Raw genomic sequence first — 14,165 nt, 5'->3', positions numbered from 1 at the left:
AACTGCCGAGGGATAATGAAATGATGCGTTTTTCTAAAGTAATCGCGGCTGGCTCAGTATTCGCGATTGCGGCCTGTACTTCCACGCCAGCGCCAACAACGCCCGCATCTGAAGAAGGTATCAAAGGCCCCGCAACAGCCCGCGTCACCCCCATGCCTTCAGCCATGCTGGACACAACCCAGACCATCACCCGCATCGCCTTCGGCTCCTGCCTGAAGCAGGAAGACGACCAGTCCATCTGGAATTCTGTCGCCCGCTCCGAGCCTGATGTTTTCCTGTTTATCGGGGATAATGTGTATGGAGACAATTATTCCGGTGAGCCAGGCCTGCCAGAATTGCACGAAGCCTATGCGAAACTTGCCGAAAGCAAGCCCTTTGCAGCTTTTCGCCAGGAGACGCCGTTGCTGGTGACGTGGGACGATCATGATTTTGGCTTGAACGATAATGGTGCCAGTTTTCAGTATCGGGAAGATGCAGAAGCTCTTTTCGAGGATGTCTGGGCGGTGCCTGAAAACAGCCCTGTCAGGGCACGCCCCGGCATTTACGACTCCCGAATGATTGGCAGCGAAGACGGCAAGCGGGTTCAGATCCTGATGCTGGATACGCGCTTCTTTCGCTCAGACCTGAAAGAGACCAATGAGCGCAATGCGCCGGGCAAAGAGCGTTATCTACCGGATACTGATGTTACCAAGACAATGCTTGGGAACGAACAATGGCTATGGCTGACGCAGGAGCTGCGCAAACCGGCAGACCTGCGCATCATTGCCTCTTCCATTCAGGTAATTGCTGACGGACATGGCTGGGAGGCCTGGCGCACATTACCCAAAGAGCGCGAAAAACTTTATGCGACGATTACGGCTACCGGAGCAGAAAATGTGATCTTTGTTTCTGGCGACCGCCATGCAGGGGGCATATACCGGCGCAACCTCGTCACAACATATCCACTCTACGAAGTAACGTCTTCTTCGCTAAATGCCCCGTTAAGCGCCTGGCTGGATGTGACCAGTCCCGACTTCAGACAGGAAGCCGGACCGCATCGCATTGGCGAAATGTTCTATGATGAAAATTTCGGGATCGTGGATATAGACTGGGAGCAGGAAGTTGTTTCCTTGCGCCTGACCAGTAAAACCGGTGAGACGGTAAGAGAGCAGATTATTCCGCTAACGGAGCTAAGGCCCGCCTATTGAGGCGGCAACGCTTCTTCCAGCTCTGCATCTGCCATGGCAGCAGAGAGGTCCTGTCTCTCTGCCAGCTCTTTCAACTGCTGGAGCCCGCGTTCATAAGTTGGTGCCAGCATTTCATCCATGAACAGGCCGTAATATGTGTGTACTGGCTTTAGCAGGAAAGGCTTGCCGCGCCGCATCTCACCATTATATTGCCAGTAGATCCGTGTGCTGTCTGTTTTTTCATTCTCAATAAGGACAAAAGCGCCGTAGCCGTCGCCCCAACCACCAAGATCAAGCCGGGTTTCGATCATTCTCGGCGGCTCATAGAAAACCACTGTCTGCGCACCCTCACCTATCGCAGGGTGATCTGACGCCCAGACCATGCGTTGCCCGCGATCCATGCCGGTGACATCGTAAATCGCATCAGGGTCGAACGCATTCCACGGTGACCACGCGTTCCAGTTATTGAAATCGGCAACAAGCTCGAAGACCTGCTCGCGGGGCGCTTCAATCAGGATATTGCGCGTGAGTGACACCTCATCATCGAGAAAGAACCCGGCGATATAAATAATCACCATGAAGGCCGCGAAACCCGTCATGATCTTTTGCAGCAGTTTCATTCTTCTTTCCTCTTCCCCTCAAGATGCAGTATCCCGCGAAAAGGTTTGATAGGCAATTGCCTCATTTGAGGTATTTCAACAACTCATGACGCAATAAAAAAGGTGGCCATGGACCACCTTTTTTTCAATAGAACGGCTGCTGAAAATGCCTGCCTCAGCTTCAGTCGGCTTTTTTCTTCTTGAAATCCTGCTTTTCAGTGATCCGTGCGGCCCGGCCTGTTCGACCACGCAGATAGTAAAGTTTCGCACGACGCACGCGGCCACGGCGGACCACATCGACTTTATCTACCAGCGGTGAGAAAATCGGGAAAACACGCTCGACACCTTCACCGAAGGAGATTTTGCGCACGGTAAATGTCTCGTTCAATCCCCGGCCGGAGCGCGCAATACAGACGCCTTCAAAGGCCTGCACACGCTCACGTTCGCCTTCACGCACTTTCACGCTGACGCGCAACGTGTCACCGGCGTTGAATTCCGGGACTTCCTTGCCAAGTTCTGCCATGTGCTCCTGTTCGAGCTCTTCAATGATATTCACTGGTCTTCTTCCTTTGTGTTTTCTGCCGGATTGGACCCCGCTTCGTCTTTCAGCAGATCGGGTCGTCGCGCGCGTGTTATTTCCAATGCCTGTTGCCGACGCCAGTCGGCTATTTTTCCGTGGTCTCCTGACAGAAGTATTTCGGGGATTTTTTTTCCCTCGAACTCCCTCGGTCTGGTGTACTGGGGATATTCCAGCAAACCGCCTTCGAAACTTTCTTCCTCTGGCGATTGAGCCGCGCCTAATACACCGGGAATGAGCCGCACGCAAGCCTCCGTGAGCGCCATCGCCGCAACTTCTCCGCCAGCGAGCACGAAATCTCCCAGGCTCACTTCTTCAATATTTCTCTGTTGCAGCACACGCTCATCAATGCCTTCAAAACGCCCCGCGAGCAGAACCAAGCCTGGTCCTGTTGCCAGATCCCGCACCCGGGACTGGGTTAACGGTTTGCCCCGCGGCGAGAGATAGATGAGAGGCCGCGATACCATGTCAACGCTGTCGATAGCCGTTGCCAGGACATCTGCCCGCATCACCATCCCTGCGCCACCACCCGCGGGTGTATCATCCACATCCTTGTGTTTGCCCGATCCAAACTGGCGGATATCTACCGTCTCGAGCGACCACAAGCCTTCGGCGCGGGCGCGTCCAATGACAGAAATGTCGAGGATGCCCGGAAACGCATCGGGGAAAATCGTCAGAATTGTCGCTTGCCAGGTCATGTTTTACTCTCTGGCGGGGCATCTTCCGGCTCATCCATATCAAGCAAAGGAGCGACGACCACGACAACGCCTGACGCAAAATCTATCGTCGGCACATCTTGCCTGGTGAACGGGATCAATCCCGTGCCTTTAATGTCAGGTATTTGCGATATTTCCAGAATATCGCCGGCGCCGTGGTTCAGCACAGCCTTTACTTTGCCGTATGGTTTGCCCTCAACCGTCTGCACCGATAATCCAACAAGATCCTCGTAATAAAACTCATCTTCATCCGGTGGCGGCAACATATCGCGTGAGACAAAAAGTTTTGTGCCCTTCAGGTCTTCCGCTTCTTCGCGCGTCTTGATTTCAGGCGCACGCGCAACGAACAGGGTTGGCTTGGCCGGGCGCACCAGCGCAAGTGTGAAATGACGGTCGCCCTTTTCAGATTCAAGCGGTCCGTATACGGCAATATCTTCCGGCCTCGCCGTAAACGACTTGACCTTGAATTCACCACGCACACCGTGAGCACCGGCAATGGCACCAAGGCAGATACGTTTGCTCATGGCCCCTCCGCCTCTGCAGGGCACCTCTTCCCCAAAAGGAGGGAGAGGCGCTTCTGCACTGAGAAAATACGCGCTGAAAGCTGACTATTCAGCTTTCTCTTCGGCTGCTGCATCTTCTGCAGGTTCAGCGGCGGCAGCTTCTGCTTCTGCTTCTGCTTTGGCAGCTGCCTCAGCTTCGCGCTTTGCTTCTTCTGCCGCTTCTTTTTCAGCAATCCGCTCCTGGGCTTTCTTGCCTGGCTTCGCCTTGTTGGGGTTGTTGCCAGCCTGCCATTCCACTAGGCCACCATTGGCGAGGAAGCGTGCAACACGATCTGTCGGCTTGGCACCTTTTGAAAGCCAATGCTTCACGCGCTCTTCCTTGATTGTGAAACGCTGCTCGTCGTCTTTTGCCAGAAGAGGGTTATAGGCCCCCACTTTCTCAATAAAGCGACCATCACGCGGCGCGCGCACATCTGCCACCACAACGTGATAGTACGGACGTTTCTTTGAGCCCCCACGGGCCAGTCTGATTTTCAATGCCATGATTGTTTTTCCTTCTTCATGATTTTTGTCTGTAAACTGTCAATTATTTCTTCTTCGGAGCACCAAGACCGGGCAAGCCCAGCTTTGACGGATCGAGATCTGGTGGCAGTTGCCCACTGCCAAGACCCGGCAGACCTCCGCCGCCAAGGCCGGGGGGCATACCTCCCCCCATGCCGCCGGGAGGCATCCCGCCACCCATCGCGCCCATCATGGAAGCAAGACCTTTCTTGCCACCCTTTTTGCCCATCTTTTTCATCATGGTTGCCATACCCTGATAGGCTTTGAGCAATTTGTTGACCTCCTGAACACTGACGCCAGCCCCTGAGGCAACGCGGCGCTTGCGCGATGCATTCATCAATTTGGGATTCTTGCGCTCCTTTTTCGTCATGGAGCTGATGATTGCCTCTTGATGCAGTATTTCCTTGTTGTCAAAACCACCGGCAGCATCGACGGCCTTCTTCATTTTGCCCATACCGGGCATCAGGCCCATGATGGCCCCAAGGCCACCCATATTGCGCATCTGCTTGAACTGATCGGCCAGATCATCCAGATCAAAGCTGCCTTTGGCGAGCTTCTTCTGCATTTTTCTGGCTTTTTCCTCGTCAACTTCATCAGAGGCTTTCTCAACAAGGGCAACGATATCACCCATGCCCAAGATGCGGCCAGCCATACGTTCAGGATCAAACGTATCCAGCGCATCCAGTTTTTCACCAATACCGATAAGTTTGATAGGTGCGCCGGTCACTGCCCGCATGGACAGCGCAGCACCGCCGCGGCCATCACCGTCAATCCGTGTCATGACAACACCGGAGACCGGCACACGGGCTTTGAATTTCTCCGCCGTTTGCACCGCATCCTGACCTGTGAGCGAGTCAACCACAAGAAGCGTTTCCGCCGGGCTGGCAATAGTGTGGATTTCAGCCACTTCCGCCATCAGTTGTTCATCAATGGACAGACGACCCGCCGTGTCGAGCATGACCACATCATAGCCGCCAAGGCGCCCTGCTTCCATCGCCCGTCTGGCTATATCTACCGGAGACTGCCCGGCGATGATTGGGAGGGTTTTGACCTCTGCCTGTTCACCCAGAATTTTCAACTGCTCCTGCGCGGCCGGACGACGGGTATCGAGGGACGCCATCAGGACTTTCTTGCGTTCTTTCTTTTGCAGACGCAGCGCAATTTTGGCGGTCGATGTTGTTTTACCAGAGCCCTGCAAGCCCACCATCAGTATGGCGGCTGGCGGCGTAACAGCCAGATTGAGCGTGTTTTCCACATCCTTGCCGCCGAGCATGTCAATCAGGGCGTCGTGCACAATCTTGACGACCTGCTGTCCGGGGGTGACGGAGCGCAGGACTTCCGCGCCAATGGCGCGTTCCTTGACCTTGCCGATGAACTCCCGGGCAACAGGCAAAGCAACATCAGCCTCAAGCAGGGCAATGCGCACTTCGCGCAGAGCCTCTGAAACATCAGCCTCCGTCAGGGCACCCTTGCCGCGCAGCTTTTCAAAGACGCCGCCAAGTCGTTCGCTCAAATTATCAAACATCGCTTCTCCTTTTTGCCATCTGCCTCGGGCTTTATGCCAAAACCACAGCACAATAACCGCCATGAGTGTGCTACACCGATGGCGGGTGATCCCCGGCCCCGTCCTTCATATAGTAAACAAGAAGGGGGCGTGCCGGCAGACGGGAAAAACTTTACGCGTTTTTCGTTATAAAGGCGGGAAATAGAAGCCTGAAGCCTGAAAAGTCAAGTGAAATCAGGCTGAAGCTGCGCGCTTTACTCGTTTGAACAATTATCAGATGCATCACAATAGACGATCTGGGTGCCACGGCGCGGCCAGCGTGTGTCGTGATTGCTCAAGGTGAACGAGTCCACGTGGAATTTTGTCAGGGATGATGTGTAGCCAAACTCGATCTTGGCGACGATCAAAGATGCGCCCTCAGTTATCAGGGCATCGTGCCCGGTGAGGTCAAGCTCGCTTTCGGATAAAGCTGAAAATTCCGACCCACGGGCGAATGGTTCCGCCAGATCCTGGTCAAGGCTCCAGTCGATGATTGGCTTGTCATCTTCATCAATCGTCACACTGGCCACCCACATTTGTGGCTCCTGAATGCCATATGGCCCGAGGACATGGTCAACAGCCGTATAAATACCATCAATTTCATCCTCGGTCAGGAACTCTTCCTGGGATACCAGATCGACCAGCATGGTTGTCGCATGTTCCGCCTTACGGTTGGCAGCCATCGCGTCAGAAAATTCGACAATGCCGAAAAACAGCATGGCGACCATGGGCAGGATCATGGCGAACTCTACCGCAGCAATACCGTCCTGTTGCCCGGCAAACCGGTTGAAAATCTTATGAAGCTCAGCGTTCATTTTCTTCACTCCCGGATGTGCCGAAAGGCTCGTTTCTGAATACATGTGTCGTGATGAGTGCCCGCTGGCCATCTTCCGTCTTGGCAAGATTCAAACCCAGCGCCGGATTCACCATATTCATGAGATAACATACCCGTACACGAACTATATCCCGCTGCTCCCCACGCTCGAATGCATGGTTATTGTAATTATAGCCGGTACTGTTAACGCACGAAGCGTCCGAAAGATCATTGTTGAGATCATCCCAGGAGTTGAATCTGGTGACATCTATCGACAGGCGCGACTGGCAACCGCCAAATACGCTGACCACATCACAGATCCTCTCATAGAAGCAGTCTTTCTCGGACGTACAACTCGGGTTGTCTTCATCTGCCGCCTGCAGCGCCTGCCCTGTCATCACAACACGCGACGCGCGGCTAACAGCTTCTTCCACAACCGATACAGAATAAAAATACATACCTGCTTCGAAAATCGAAAACAGCAGCCCAAAAAATATTGGCGCAAGCATGGCAAACTCAAGCGTCGCCGTGCCGTTTTCCTTATTCAGAAAACGTCGGCTGATCCTGCTCGTTCTGTTGCCTGATTTCCCGTTACTGATCACCTTGTCCCCAAACAGACGCGTCCTCGCCTATTTCCTTTACCTATCACCACCAAACTTCCCCATGGCGACTCTAGTTATACGCACAATTCCATTCTTCTTCCGTACTGTCCCCTGGCTCGGTGACATATTCTATTCTGTCAGTGTATCTTGGTCGCCTTGCTGACCAGTGAACGAAAACCGCATTTATGCCGGAAAAGAAGTAAAACGGATTTCGGTAACTGAAATGAACTCTCGCCTGCACGATCATGCCGCCGTCATTCACCACCGGCAGATAGCCACCAGCCCTGGTCTCACCCGCCGTCCACGGCGTGCCGCTATGGCACCCACGGGTCCAGACGAGCGTCCATTCATGGTCATCTTCATCATATTCCCATGCAGCGAGAAGCAGACGAATTCTTTCTGATCCCTCATCCAGTCCGTATTGCCCCATTGTCAGGCGTGCTGCATCATACAGGTTCTGGCGCTCATTATCATTCATGACCATGGCACGCGCCATCAGATCGGCAACGGCATCAACAGCCTGTTGCGCACGTTTCTTGGCACGGAAATTATCGATCATACCAGCAGACCCAAGGCACATCAGCACAAATAGTGGCGCAACCAGTGCAAATTCCATTGCGATGGCGGCATCTGTGTCCTTACTGAACTTTTTTAATTTGCGACTTAATCCAAACATGCTTGATTATCCTCAGCTTCCTGCACCACCACCGCCAGCAATGCCGGTATATGGTTCGTTGCGGAAAATTGCAGAGGCTGTAATGGCATATCTGCCATCTGCAGTTTCAGGTAGCTGGAGCGCAAAATTCGCACCGCTGAATGTAAGTTTTTTCAGGCTGGGTACCAGAACATCTGTTGTGATGCAGAAACGAAAAAAAACAATCTGCCCACTGCCAGTCAAGGCATAGGCGGGTAGATCATCATCATCCAGTGTATCTTCTGTATTGCGGCACACGGCTGCGTTGATGGTATTGCCGCCATAACCAGAGAAGGTTTGCTGCTGAATAGTGACGTTACTGGTGTCACACTCCATGATATGGTCGACTTCATCACAGAATAACTCGATCAGGTCATTGCGGGATAACCCGTCAGTTTGGGCGTTGCCTGTATAAATCTGACGCACAACCTCATCCATGGCCAGTTCGACCACGGCGATTTTGACATACATATATCCGGATTCAAAAGCTGAAAATATCAGACCAAAGAATAGTGGGCCAATAATAGCAAATTCAACAGACATGGAGCCATCCTGCCGTCGTAAAAATCGACGCCAGGATGTGACCGGTCTGGATTGATGTTTTCGATTGAACACGGGATTCTTGCCTTACATCGTCAGACGAATGCCATTGATACTGGCGGCAATGGAAGAAAACGCCGCTTCAATATCTGTACTCTCGACAAAGTAATACTGGGACTCGTTCTGTGGGCATCCACGCAGATATATGTCCTGATTACTGCCTGCACTGATTTCAAAGCCGATAGTGAAAACAAGAATGTTATTCTCAACAGCTTCTGCACAAACGTCCTCGAAATAGTCGACAGCAACACTCTTTGTGTGACGATACGTCTCGTCTTCGAACAGAAACTCCTGACACTCCTTATGGTCATTATGAGCAAGGTTATTGTCACGTGCCCGGATACAGCCGGATTGTGTCGGACGAAACTGTGGGGTGATGCCGCCATCGGTCATCATCACCAGTGCCTTGATTGTATCGCTGTTATAATCTGTCGGGCGCACATCCTCGAAGTCGCCCTTCAGAACACCGCGCATTTTAGGCGAAAGCGCCTTCAGGCCCCAGGCAGCACCAATGTCCATGCCTGTGCCATCAGACAGCGTAAAGGCTTCGACCAGATCTTTCAGTTCATCCGGGTTGTTGGAGAGGAAAATTGCCTCGTTATTACCTGACGGGCACCATGGATTGAAATTCACATATTTCCAGAAATGCGGTGTGATATCTCGCCACTCGCCATCATGCAGCTCGAAGGTATTGTCACTGTAATCTTCCGGCAACAGCTCGAAACAGCCATTATATTTGTGGCCGTCCGAATGGTCCGTATCGTCATTGTCATCCTCGTTATCCAGATTGGCAAAATGCTTGTAGTCATCGCCCACATTCACGTGGCCGCCAAATGGTATAATGCTGATGGACGTGATGTCTGCGACTTCCTCCTTAAGCACCGTCTCGATGAATGTATCCATCGCTGTGCGAAGATTGACCAGACGTGAACCGTTCATCGAGGATGAAATATCAACGACCAGCGCAACTTCTACAGCTGTATATGTCTGCTCACCTGAGGACGTCACAGATACCGTAACTGAGTCCTTGCCCATCATGCCGAGGAAGAATGTATCGATGGTGATGTCCGCATTGATGTCTACGAACTTGCCATTCAAGCGACGCTCTTCTGTGACGGTTACGTTCACATTCCGGTAGTCCATGAACCTGTGGTCCAGGTTGCTTTGCAAATAGCGCTGAATTTCCGTCTCTACATTCGTATCATTATCAAGATGTGCTGCGGCCAGGAGGCCGGCATCCACCGCACCGCGCAATTCGGCTTTCGCAGCCGCAAATCGCATGAGATCAACTGCCCCGCCCAGCGTCAGCGTCAGGGGGCCAGCAACAAGGGCCGTCATCATGGCGACGTTGCCACCTGTTTCTTTCAGGAACCGCCGGAGGCCTTTTTTCATATATTTATTTGGCATGGCACTACTCTACTTTCTCGGGGCACACGTCCCAAGTTACCTTGCCTGAATTAACAACCTGTTTGGATAAATGGTTAATGCACTGATTACCAAAAGAGAACCTGTCGGCAGACATGTTTAATAATCATGGTAAATATCTGTTAGCTATTCAGCCAAGGCCCATAATTATCAACGATCTTTATGGCTTCAGCATTAAGGCTGATCAGGAATCTTGCTTAAGATTCTGTATATTGAAAAATATCTTTAAGCTGATTTATCGAATATATTCTTATGGCCCGTATTTCATCTCAGGCGTCAAAGCGGCCCAGTTCAGTATTTTTATTGAGGTCCTGCGCTTCAATTATCCGACCATTCATCACGCCATAAACGCCTTTTTTGAGGGTCTGAGATGCCACAATGGCCCCGCCCATATTGAAAGGCCCATCAGAGAAACCGAGGGAAAACGGCCGCATCGCACCAGTCAGTACAATCGTTTTGGCTATTTCAGACGCTGCGATAAACCGTGCCGTCTCGCCCATGGTGCTGGTGCCGTGCGTGATGACAATGGATTTTTCTTTTGCCGTCTTGATGGCAGAAACAATCTGCTCCCGATGGTCTTCCGTCATGTCCAGACTGTCAATCTGCATCAACTGCTGGACGGCGGGGAAATGGCACCGGCTGTAATGGAGAATTTCCGGTATCTGCGTGGCGCCGTCTCTCGAAAAAGCCAGTGACTCTGAAAAAGGGTCATGGATCTTATCGAGCGTGCCCCCCGTAATCAGGATGCGAACGTCCCGCGCCATGGCTCAGACCTTGCCGCGGAAAATATCTTCATCAAGAGCACCTTCCCATTTACCAACAGCAGTAGCCACCGCGGCATCACCCGTCACATTGGTCAGGGTTCGCATCATATCAAGCAGACGGTCAAACGGGAAGATGAAGGCGATGATGAGGACGGCCTGCTCTTCTGTCACGCCAAAAACTGACAGGACCGTGAAAGCCAGAAACAGGGAGGCTGACGGAATACCTGCTGCGCCGATGGACACGACCACCGCCGTCACAGCTATGCCGACATATTGCATCAATGTCAGCTCAATGCCGAGCGCCTGCGCCGCAAACAGGGCCACAAGACCAAGGTAAATGGACGTGCCATCCATATTGATCGTTGCGCCGAGCGGCAGCACTGAGCCAGCGACAGATTTATCCACACCAAGATTGCGATTCACGTTGGAGATCGTGACAGGCAACGTCGCCGACGATGAGGCGGTTGAGTAGGCTGTAGCCATCGCGTCCAGAATACCGCGCAGGAACCGTATGAAGGGCAGCCCCAGAACAATGCGTATAATCCCGCCATAAACAAGCAGGATATGAACGGCTGCTGCGAGATACAGCGCTATGGCCAGCTTGCCGAGATTGACCAGCACACCAAGCCCTTGTGTGCCGAGCACCCAGGCCATGAGAGCATAAACACCGTAAGGTGCCAGCGCCATCACGAAGCCAGTCATTTTGATGATGCTGTCAGCGGCACTTTCCATGACTTCGCCAACACGCTGTCCCCGCTCCCCGGCAGACAGGATGCCAACACCAAACAGAATTGAGAAAAAGATGATCGGCAAAACGTCTGCCGTCGCCATCGCCTGAACCGGGTTGGCCGGGATGACGGCCAGCAACCGATCAGCAATACTGAGCCCTGCTGCTGCGTCCAGTCGGCTATTGATGGTCGCTGCAGCATCCTGCGAAGCGCTTACATAATCCACGCCGATGCCCGGCTGGAAGATCGTGCCAAAAACCAGACCAATAACAACCGCAAAGAGGGTCGTACACATATACAGAAAAATCGTGCGCACACCGAGGGAGCCAAGTCTTTTTGGATCTCCCATGGCAATCATGCCGGCTGTAATCGTCGTGAAGATTAACGGCACGATCAACATGCGGATCAGCTTTACAAACGCATCGCCGAAAAACTTGATTGCCTGAATGGCGCCGGTCTGTTCGGAAAAGATGTACCCAACAGCACCGCCAATGAAGAGGCCGACAAAGACCCTGATCCAGAGCGGGAAGCGGTCGCCGCGCCCCAGTATAAATAACAACAGGAATACGGCAGCCGTTATGCCCCAAAAACCATATGCGCCTAATTCAGCCATGCCAGCCACCCTCTGATTGCCCGTTATACGTTATGCCATGCAGCATACCGGGGCCGCCTCCGGGGGCAACAATTTATATGGTCTTATATATGGTCCGGATTTACCCGGCGCTATTGAGGGCGCACGACGAAGCCGCGAAGATTGTCCACTACTTCCTGCGCTGTGTAGGCATTGGCCTGACGCGGCTTTGGCCCCTTATACATCAGGATATAGGCGATCGCCGTGTAGCGGTTACTCTCGCGGATATCCACGTCGTAAAACCCACCCCAGGAATATCCATAACCATAATAGGGAAATGGCCGACCACGACCATAAAAAGCCGGCCCTGGAAATGTGCTGCCGGAATAACGTGTGGTTTTCTCGGTATCGTCCTCAACCACGACGAAATAGTCGTAGCCCTTTTGAAGGGTCAGTTCAGCAGACCGGAAAAGCAAATAGTTTTCAACGGTTTCGCGTGACGTCGTCGAATTGCCCCTGAAAGTAACGCGGTAGCGGTTGCTTTCAATGCTTTGCTCCGAGTAGCCATAGCCACTGTTTTCACCACGCGGGGCGTAAGGTGTTTCTGTAACGCAGGCAGCAAGCAGAGACACGCACAGGCCTGCCAGTACAGCTTTCGTAAATCGTTTCATCGACTTTTCCTTTCAACCTAAACCGGAAGATCAACTCCCGGGTTCTTCAGGTGTTCCCAACCTCACGCCCGTTGCAGGCATTTCCGCGGGCAGGCTAATGCTGCTGGACCGGATATGCAAATCACGTTGCGGAAAGGGAATTTCGATTTCCTGTTCATGCAGCCAGTCCCAGATAGCCATCATCACATCCGAACGCACATTTGTGATCCCGTTGCGGGGGTCGTTTATCCAGAAACGAAGGTCAAAGTTGACGGAACTGTCGCCGAACTCAACAAGATTACAGCGCGGGCGGGGCTTCTCCAGTACGCGGTCAACCGTCACAGCCAGATCCTCGACCGCCTTCTGAACCTGTCGCACATCGCGATGACCATAAGTAATGCCGAAGGGCGCATGGATGCGGACCACCTTGTCCTGATGGGACCAGTTGATGACCCCCTCATTCATGAAGGTGTCATTGGGCACCAGATGCTCGGTACCGTCACGTGTGCGCACAGCCACATATCGGGTGTTCATGGCCGTAATCCAGCCAAAGGTGTCCTCCACTTCAATCACATCACCGGGCTTGATGGATTTATCCGCCAATAGCGTTATCCCGGCGGCAAAATTGGAAATCAGGCGCTGAAGGCCCAGACCGATACCCAAGCCAACGGCACCGCCAAAAATCGCAAGGCTGGCAAGATTGAAGCCGACAAACTGAAGCGCCAGCAACAGCGCCACAATAGGCAGTACCAGATCGAGAATTTTCGAGAACATCGCTTTGAGCGACGGGTTCAGTTCGTCAACCTTCTCAATCCGGCTGGTAATGAAATTACTCAGCACATTGGCGAGCCAGAAAAACAGGCCAAATATGATTGCTGCCCGGAATACATCCAGAAGCGTGATCTTGGCGGCGGGAATACCCTGCTCGGCATCTCCCGGTGACAGCGTGACCGACATCTGCTCCAGCTGGAACAGCACGTTATCCAGCACGCCAAAGGCATCGAGTGCCATGATTGGCCAGATTGTATAGAAGGCAACTTTCGACCAGAACGGGGACTGAATGATCAACGTGACCAATCGCACAAGTATCCAGGCTGACAGAAGGCTGCGCCCGGCCTCCATCACGCCGGTGCTTTGTCCCATCGCGCCCAGAGCCGCAATAAAAATGGAAATGGTGATGAACAGGGCAATGGGTGTCGCAATGGTCGCAAGCGCTCGCGCTGCGCGTTTCAATATGCCGTAAGGCACCCGTTGTGTCACCTGATTGATAATGAATTGCTTGAGGCGCGGCCCGAACATAATCGCCGGGATCATTGCCCCCATGAGCAGCCCCAGTTGCAGGAGCATATTCCAGGTGAGTAGCGAGTCACGTCCCCAGACCAGCGCCTGCGAGAGAATTCTGGTTATGCTCTCGGCCTGCTCTGCCCCAAGCAGTGGCTCCAGCGTTTCATATACTGGCTGGAGGTTGCCTTCCATGGCGATTACTTCAGGTGATAATTCCTGCACTGGCTGGCCTGCCGCCGTTTGCGTTGACGCCTCAGTTGAGACTTCTGCCTGGCCTGCGCTTTCACTTCCGTCACTTGACTGCATCTGAAACTGTCCTCCGGTTCAGCCGTCATAATGTGTGCCGACAGGGAAGGCAATTTCATGTG

Annotated in this window: 16 protein-coding genes; 1 reads left to right on the top strand and 15 read right to left on the bottom strand. The window is 52.9% G+C overall.

The window, feature by feature from the left end; all coding sequences use genetic code 11:
• The first annotated feature begins 20 nt into the window (after positions 1-20).
• Positions 21-1,187 carry an alkaline phosphatase D family protein gene (locus RAL90_RS01055; protein ID WP_306252682.1) on the top strand — a complete coding sequence of 389 codons (1,167 nt, stop codon included), beginning with the start codon at positions 21-23 and terminating at the stop codon, positions 1,185-1,187.
• Here the strand turns inward: RAL90_RS01055 and RAL90_RS01050 are convergent.
• The 15 genes from RAL90_RS01050 to RAL90_RS00980 all read right to left on the bottom strand — a co-directional run bounded on the left by RAL90_RS01050 (position 1,181) and on the right by RAL90_RS00980 (position 14,103).
• Positions 1,181-1,786, bottom strand: coding sequence for an SRPBCC family protein (locus tag RAL90_RS01050; protein WP_306252681.1), 606 nt, complete (start codon positions 1,784-1,786; stop codon positions 1,181-1,183). The genes RAL90_RS01055 and RAL90_RS01050 overlap by 7 nt on opposite strands.
• A 160-nt stretch (positions 1,787-1,946) precedes the next feature.
• Positions 1,947-2,321 (bottom strand): 50S ribosomal protein L19, encoded by a 375-nt coding sequence (gene rplS, locus RAL90_RS01045; protein ID WP_306252680.1) that lies wholly within the window; start codon positions 2,319-2,321, stop codon positions 1,947-1,949.
• Positions 2,318-3,040 (bottom strand): tRNA (guanosine(37)-N1)-methyltransferase TrmD, encoded by a 723-nt coding sequence (gene trmD / locus RAL90_RS01040; protein WP_306252679.1) that lies wholly within the window; start codon positions 3,038-3,040, stop codon positions 2,318-2,320. The genes rplS and trmD overlap by 4 nt, the downstream gene beginning before the upstream one ends.
• Positions 3,037-3,582, bottom strand: coding sequence for a ribosome maturation factor RimM (rimM, locus tag RAL90_RS01035; RefSeq protein ID WP_306252678.1), 546 nt, complete (start codon positions 3,580-3,582; stop codon positions 3,037-3,039). The genes trmD and rimM overlap by 4 nt, the downstream gene beginning before the upstream one ends.
• An 84-nt stretch (positions 3,583-3,666) precedes the next feature.
• Positions 3,667-4,104 carry a 30S ribosomal protein S16 gene (gene rpsP / locus RAL90_RS16230; protein ID WP_372340394.1) on the bottom strand — a complete coding sequence of 146 codons (438 nt, stop codon included), beginning with the start codon at positions 4,102-4,104 and terminating at the stop codon, positions 3,667-3,669.
• 43 nt (positions 4,105-4,147) lie between these two features.
• A complete protein-coding gene (gene ffh / locus RAL90_RS01025; RefSeq protein ID WP_306252677.1) occupies positions 4,148-5,647 on the bottom strand; it encodes a signal recognition particle protein in 1,500 nt (499 codons plus the stop codon).
• A gap of 233 nt (positions 5,648-5,880) precedes the next feature.
• Positions 5,881-6,480, bottom strand: a complete 600-nt coding sequence (locus RAL90_RS01020; protein WP_306252676.1) for a TadE/TadG family type IV pilus assembly protein — start codon at positions 6,478-6,480, stop codon at positions 5,881-5,883.
• The gene (locus RAL90_RS01015; protein WP_306252675.1) at positions 6,470-7,081 is read right to left on the bottom strand and encodes a TadE/TadG family type IV pilus assembly protein; all 612 of its coding nucleotides are present in this window, start codon (positions 7,079-7,081) and stop codon (positions 6,470-6,472) included. The genes RAL90_RS01020 and RAL90_RS01015 overlap by 11 nt, the downstream gene beginning before the upstream one ends.
• A 70-nt stretch (positions 7,082-7,151) precedes the next feature.
• Positions 7,152-7,757 (bottom strand): TadE/TadG family type IV pilus assembly protein, encoded by a 606-nt coding sequence (locus RAL90_RS01010; RefSeq protein WP_306252674.1) that lies wholly within the window; start codon positions 7,755-7,757, stop codon positions 7,152-7,154.
• A gap of 12 nt (positions 7,758-7,769) precedes the next feature.
• A complete protein-coding gene (locus tag RAL90_RS01005; protein WP_306252673.1) occupies positions 7,770-8,318 on the bottom strand; it encodes a TadE/TadG family type IV pilus assembly protein in 549 nt (182 codons plus the stop codon).
• An 84-nt stretch (positions 8,319-8,402) separates the two neighbouring features.
• Complete coding sequence (locus tag RAL90_RS01000) at positions 8,403-9,782, bottom strand: TadE/TadG family type IV pilus assembly protein (RefSeq protein WP_306252672.1); 1,380 nt, start codon at positions 9,780-9,782, stop codon at positions 8,403-8,405.
• 287 nt (positions 9,783-10,069) lie between these two features.
• Complete coding sequence (locus RAL90_RS00995) at positions 10,070-10,564, bottom strand: asparaginase domain-containing protein (protein WP_306252671.1); 495 nt, start codon at positions 10,562-10,564, stop codon at positions 10,070-10,072.
• Positions 10,565-10,567: 3 nt separating this feature from the next.
• The gene (locus tag RAL90_RS00990) at positions 10,568-11,905 is read right to left on the bottom strand and encodes a dicarboxylate/amino acid:cation symporter (protein WP_306252670.1); all 1,338 of its coding nucleotides are present in this window, start codon (positions 11,903-11,905) and stop codon (positions 10,568-10,570) included.
• Positions 11,906-12,015: 110 nt separating this feature from the next.
• Positions 12,016-12,534: a hypothetical protein gene (locus RAL90_RS00985; protein WP_306252669.1), complete on the bottom strand. Its 519-nt coding sequence runs from the start codon at positions 12,532-12,534 to the stop codon at positions 12,016-12,018.
• Between the two features lie 30 nt (positions 12,535-12,564).
• Positions 12,565-14,103, bottom strand: a complete 1,539-nt coding sequence (locus RAL90_RS00980; RefSeq protein ID WP_306252668.1) for a mechanosensitive ion channel family protein — start codon at positions 14,101-14,103, stop codon at positions 12,565-12,567.
• Positions 14,104-14,165 lie beyond the last annotated feature (62 nt).

This window comes from Parvularcula sp. IMCC14364, from assembly GCF_030758415.1.
Lineage (GTDB): Bacteria > Pseudomonadota > Alphaproteobacteria > Caulobacterales > Parvularculaceae > Aquisalinus.
Note: the sequence above shows the minus strand (reverse complement) of the source record. Positions and strands in the feature narration are given on the sequence as shown.

Bases quoted from the DNA above. Each gene is read 5' to 3' on its own strand.
- RAL90_RS01055 (WP_306252682.1), top strand. From the start codon at position 21: ATGATGCGTTTTTCTAAAGTAATCGCGGCTGGCTCAGTATTCGCGATT.
- rimM (WP_306252678.1), bottom strand. From the start codon at position 3,582: ATGAGCAAACGTATCTGCCTTGGTGCCATTGCCGGTGCTCACGGTGTG.
- RAL90_RS01000 (WP_306252672.1), bottom strand. From the start codon at position 9,782: ATGCCAAATAAATATATGAAAAAAGGCCTCCGGCGGTTCCTGAAAGAA.
- ffh (WP_306252677.1), bottom strand. From the start codon at position 5,647: ATGTTTGATAATTTGAGCGAACGACTTGGCGGCGTCTTTGAAAAGCTG.
- RAL90_RS00990 (WP_306252670.1), bottom strand. From the start codon at position 11,905: ATGGCTGAATTAGGCGCATATGGTTTTTGGGGCATAACGGCTGCCGTA.
- RAL90_RS00980 (WP_306252668.1), bottom strand. From the start codon at position 14,103: ATGCAGTCAAGTGACGGAAGTGAAAGCGCAGGCCAGGCAGAAGTCTCA.
- rpsP (WP_372340394.1), bottom strand. From the start codon at position 4,104: ATGGCATTGAAAATCAGACTGGCCCGTGGGGGCTCAAAGAAACGTCCG.
- trmD (WP_306252679.1), bottom strand. From the start codon at position 3,040: ATGACCTGGCAAGCGACAATTCTGACGATTTTCCCCGATGCGTTTCCG.
- RAL90_RS01050 (WP_306252681.1), bottom strand. From the start codon at position 1,786: ATGAAACTGCTGCAAAAGATCATGACGGGTTTCGCGGCCTTCATGGTG.
- RAL90_RS01005 (WP_306252673.1), bottom strand. From the start codon at position 8,318: ATGTCTGTTGAATTTGCTATTATTGGCCCACTATTCTTTGGTCTGATA.
- RAL90_RS01010 (WP_306252674.1), bottom strand. From the start codon at position 7,757: ATGTTTGGATTAAGTCGCAAATTAAAAAAGTTCAGTAAGGACACAGAT.
- RAL90_RS01020 (WP_306252676.1), bottom strand. From the start codon at position 6,480: ATGAACGCTGAGCTTCATAAGATTTTCAACCGGTTTGCCGGGCAACAG.
- RAL90_RS00995 (WP_306252671.1), bottom strand. From the start codon at position 10,564: ATGGCGCGGGACGTTCGCATCCTGATTACGGGGGGCACGCTCGATAAG.
- RAL90_RS00985 (WP_306252669.1), bottom strand. From the start codon at position 12,534: ATGAAACGATTTACGAAAGCTGTACTGGCAGGCCTGTGCGTGTCTCTG.